4 protein-coding genes are annotated in these 4,422 nt (G+C 64.3%); all 4 read right to left on the reverse strand.

Annotation, left to right across the window (positions count from 1 at the left end):
- The coding region (locus tag LPZ50_RS22350; RefSeq protein ID WP_419195629.1) for a Tar ligand binding domain-containing protein at positions 1–809 on the reverse strand (809 nt) is incomplete at its 3' end.
- 72 nt (positions 810–881) lie between these two features.
- The gene (gene flgL / locus LPZ50_RS22355) at positions 882–2,108 is read right to left on the reverse strand and encodes a flagellar hook-associated protein FlgL (RefSeq protein WP_230665031.1); all 1,227 of its coding nucleotides are present in this window, start codon (positions 2,106–2,108) and stop codon (positions 882–884) included.
- A gap of 35 nt (positions 2,109–2,143) precedes the next feature.
- The gene (gene flgK, locus LPZ50_RS22360; protein ID WP_230665032.1) at positions 2,144–3,790 is read right to left on the reverse strand and encodes a flagellar hook-associated protein FlgK; all 1,647 of its coding nucleotides are present in this window, start codon (positions 3,788–3,790) and stop codon (positions 2,144–2,146) included.
- Positions 3,791–3,859: 69 nt separating this feature from the next.
- On the reverse strand, positions 3,860–4,422 hold a 563-nt coding region (gene flgJ, locus LPZ50_RS22365; protein ID WP_230665033.1), incomplete at its 5' end, for a flagellar assembly peptidoglycan hydrolase FlgJ.

Raw genomic sequence — 4,422 nt, forward strand, 5'->3', positions numbered from 1 at the left:
CCCCGGCGTACCTGCGCCACCGTGCGCGCCAGGTTCTCCTGCATCCGCTTCAGCGCCGAGAACAGCTGGCCGATTTCGTTGCTGTTGCGCACCTCCACGCGCGCCGTCAGGTCGCCCGCCGCAATCTTGTCGAAATGCTGCCCGGCTTCGCGCAACGGACGCAGCACGCTGCGTTGCATGAACAACCAGCAAAGCCCCGCAAGCACCAGCGATATCACCAGCAAGGCAATCGACACGCTTTGCGATACCTTGTAGTCGGCCGCGGCGTCGACCACCAGTTGGTCGGTGCCGGCGTCCACGTAGTCCAGGTACGCCGACACTGCCGTATCGAAGCTGGCCGCCATGGCCTGCGTGCCCACGTTCAGGTCGATGAACTGGCGTACGTTCTGGCTGCCCAGCGAGTCGGCCAGGCGGCTGGCCTGGTTGGCGTAGCGCTCATACAAAGACTGTACCGAAGCGGCCTTCTCGGCCATTTCGCCGGATTTTTCCACTTTGGCGAAAGCAGCCATGGCCTGGTTCGCGGTTTCGCGCGACGCGCGGGCCCGGTTCAGGTATTGGCCCGCTTCCCGCACCCGGCCTTCCTGCAGTTCAATCGCGGCGGCATCCTGATCCAGGCGCGCTCGCTGCAGCGAGCGATAGGCCTCGTACACGGGAACCACCTGGTTCGAATACACCGCATTGACGCGGTCGAGCTTGTCGTTGCTGGAGCCCAGGGCCAGCCACGCGGCCCCGTTGGAAACCAGCAGGGCCAGGAGGAACGTTACCAGCACAAGCATAATGCCAGTGCGTACTTTCAAGTTGGACAGCATGATCTGACGAAGTAAAGGAAAAGTCGCAAATGCGCCGAGTCCGCGAGTCCGGCCCGCCAGGGCCGGCCGGCCCTAGCGGCCCCGGCTGAATAAACTGGATCCCTGGATAGTCGAGAACGAGGACGCGGCGGCATCCAGCGCCACCTTGCGCAGCAGTAATTCGGATGTCACCGAGTACACATCTACGTCTTCCAGGTTGGAAAGCTGCTTGGTATACGACAGCGTGCGTTGCGAACCCACCGCGTCCAGCGCGTCGAGTTCGTTCAGCCGCGCGCCTACCGAAGCCTGTACGGTGAGTACGTTGTCGAGCGTCAACGTCAGCTTCTTGTTGGCCGTGGCCAGCATGTTGTTGATGGCGGCCGAGGCGGCCGGGTCGTTGGTGGCCGGGCGGCCCAGCGTATCGATCAATTGGTCCAGGGTGTCGAACATGTCCATGTTCGATGCCTGGGGGGTTTCTACCGTGAAACTGTCGCCATCCGCCGGCTGGCCCGACATCTTGACGCTGACGCCCCCCATCTCGATGGTCTGGCCCTCGGTATAGGGCTGGGGTGCCGGCGCGGGCGTCGAGCCCGGCACCGTGTCGGCGATGTAGTGCATGACGCCGCCGATGTCCGAGAACGAGATGGTGAAATCGCGGCCCACGTTGTTGCCCGCGTCCGGAACGGTAAACGACACGGCGCTGAATTGTCCGGTGCCGGAATTGCCCGCGTCGGCCTGGATGATATAGGCCATCGAGCCGTTGGCGGCCTTGCCGAAAATGTCGGAAATGACGTCGCTGCCCGCCATCTGGCGCGCCTGGTCCACCTGGATCAGGCGCTGGCCGTCATCGCCGCCATAGCTGACCGAACCGTCGGCATTCAGAGTAACGGGCTGCGTAAAACCGTCGTGGCCGGAAAACAGGAATTGGCCGTTTCCATCGGTGGAATTCGCCAGGCCCACCAATTGTTCGCGCGCGGCCTGCAGCTCCGTCACCAGGGCCTGGCGATCGGGATCGCTCAGCGTGCCACCGGCCTGCACTACGCGTTCCAGTACCGACTGCAGCGTGGTCACCGCGGAACTGAGCGCATTGCTTTCCAGCCCCAGGGTCTGCTTGGCCGTATTGCGATTGGCCGCGTATGTGGCATTCATGCTGGAGGTTTGCGACAGGTTTACCGACAGCGACGCCGCCAGCGGGTCGTCGGCCGGGGTCAGGACCCGGCGGCCGCTGGCCAGTTGTTCCTGCAGGCGGGACAGCGTGGCTTCCTGTTTCAGGATGCCGTTCAGGCCGTTCTGGTAAATCAGCGAAGTGCTCAGGCGCATTGCAATAACTCCGAGTACGTATCAATCGGCGCTGGTCAGCGCAAGCCCAGCAGCGTGTCGAACACCGTGCTGGCCACATCCAGGATCTTGGCGCTGGCCTGGTACTGTTCCTGGTAGATCGTCAGGCTGACGTATTCCTCGTTCAGGTTTACGCCCGATACCGACAGATGCGCCGCGGTCTGCTGGGTGATCAGGTTGGCCTGCGCGGTGGCGGCCGTCTTGATCTGCTGGGTCTGCACACCGACGTTATTGATCAATTGCGAGAACTGTCCGGTCAGGCTCAGGGTGCCGTCCGCCAGGACCTGTTTGGTTTGCAGCTGGGCCAGCAGCAGCCCATTCTTGCCGTTGGTGGTGCCGCCTTCGCTGTCGGCCAAGGCGATCTTGGCCGGGTCGGTGATCAGCATGCTCAGGTCGCGCGCCGCGTCGCGGGTGGGCTGCAGCGTCCAGGTATCGCCGGCCATGGGCGTGCCGCCCAGCTCCAGGCTCATGCCGTCGAACTCGATGGTGGGCGGCGTGCCGGCCGGCGTCAGCGTCTGCGTGGTGCCATCGGAGCGGCGCGTGACCTGGTACTGCGTGCCGTCGAACACAATGTCGTAAGCCGTGGCTTTCACGGCACCCGCATCGGTGAACTCGGCTATCAGGGAGCCGTCTCCGGCGTTGCCTGCCTTGGGGATGGCGGCGGGGTTGCCCAGTCCGAACAAGGCCTGGCCAGGGTCGCCGTTCAGGTCCACCCCGGCCTGGTGCTGGGCGTTGAAGGCCAGTGCCAACCCCACGGCCAATTGGCCCAGTTGGTCTTGCACCGCGTCCAGGGACTCGCTGCGGAACTTCAGAAAGCCCGCCAGCTGGCCGCCGGTGATTTCAGTGTCTTCGAGTTCGACCTTCACGGTGGAACCCGCGCCTGATGGCAGGGAATAGGCAAGTGCCATGCGGGTCGGGTCGGAGGCGGACTGCACCGCCGCCAGGGGGTATACCGACGTGCCGGACAGCAGCGTCTGGCCGCTTTGCAGCGTGATGTTCAGGCTGTTGCCCTGCTCGTAGTAGCGTATGCCCACCAGCTGGTTCAGTTCGGACAGGGCCTGGTCTCGCTGGTCAAGCAGATCGTTGGGCGGCTGCCCGGTCTTGCCCTGGGCCACCACGATCTGCTGGTTCAGGTCGTTGATGCGGTCCAGGTAGCTGTTGACCTGCTCTACCGTGGTGGAGATCTGGGTGTTCACGCCTTCGCGCTGATTCTGCAGTTCGCGGTAGGCGGTATTGATCTGGGTGACCAGCGAATTGCCCTTGCCGATCAGGTCCTGGCGCACGGCCGGGTCGGCAGGATTGCTGGCGCCGGCGTTCAGGCTGGCAAAAAAACCTTCCAGGGCGGGCGTGATGCCCACGGTGCGGTCGCCAAATAGATTGTTGATCTGCGACACCTGGTCCAGGTGCGTATTCAGCTGCGCGCCCGTGCCCTGCGCGCCCACCATCTGCCGGTACAGGAAGCCATCGTACTGGCGCTTGACGGTATCGACCTGCACGCCGCGCCCGAAAAAACCCTGGCCGGTAGCCGTGGCGCCGGCGGTGGACGTGATCAGCCGCTGGCGGCTGTAGCCGGCATTGGCCGAATTATTGATGTTGTGGCTGGTTACCTCCAGCCCTGCCTGGGAGGCATTCAGCCCGGTAAGCGCCAAGTTGTACAGATTCATGCTGCCGATATCCCGTAGAAAACCGCATCCGGTCCAGATACCGGGTTAACGGCACGTGCGCCCGCGAATTTAGCGGGTGCTGGAAGAAATCCCCGCGCCGCGGAACTGGTCCATTACCGCTATCAGCTTGTCGGCGTAGGCCGGGTCGGTGGCGTAGCCCGCCGCCTGGATGCGACGCGCGGCGTCGATCTCGTCGCGCGCGCCCAGTACCGATTCGTAGCGCGGGCTTTCACCGATCAGGCGCGCGTAATCGGCAAACGATTCTTCGTAAGACGCGTAGGCCCGGAATGGCTGCACCACTTTGCGCGCCACGCCATTCTCGTACTCGGTGGTCAGCACATTGACGACCTTGCCGTTCCAGCTGGACCCCGCCTTGATGCCGAACAGGTTGTAACTGGTGCTGCCGTTCTCGTATTTCAGCTCGCGCCGGCCCCAGCCCGACTCCAGCGCGGCCTGGCCCAGGATAAGCCGGGCCGGCACGCCAGTCTGGCGGGCGGCCTCGATTGCCGGGCCGGACATGCGCGACACGAAGTCCACCACATGGGGCGGCGCGCCCTCTTCGGCCGCCAGTGCGCGTTCACGCGCCCGGCCGCTGCGCATCAAATCCAGCAACGCGTCCACCTGGCGCGGCG

Source organism: Bordetella petrii (genome assembly GCF_020991325.1).
GTDB classification, from domain to species: domain Bacteria; phylum Pseudomonadota; class Gammaproteobacteria; order Burkholderiales; family Burkholderiaceae_B; genus Bordetella_A; species Bordetella_A petrii_E.

Coding starts and splice junctions, on each gene's coding strand:
- flgL (WP_230665031.1), bottom strand. CDS start 2,108: ATGCGCCTGAGCACTTCGCTGATTTACCAGAACGGCCTGAACGGCATC.
- flgK (WP_230665032.1), bottom strand. CDS start 3,790: ATGAATCTGTACAACTTGGCGCTTACCGGGCTGAATGCCTCCCAGGCA.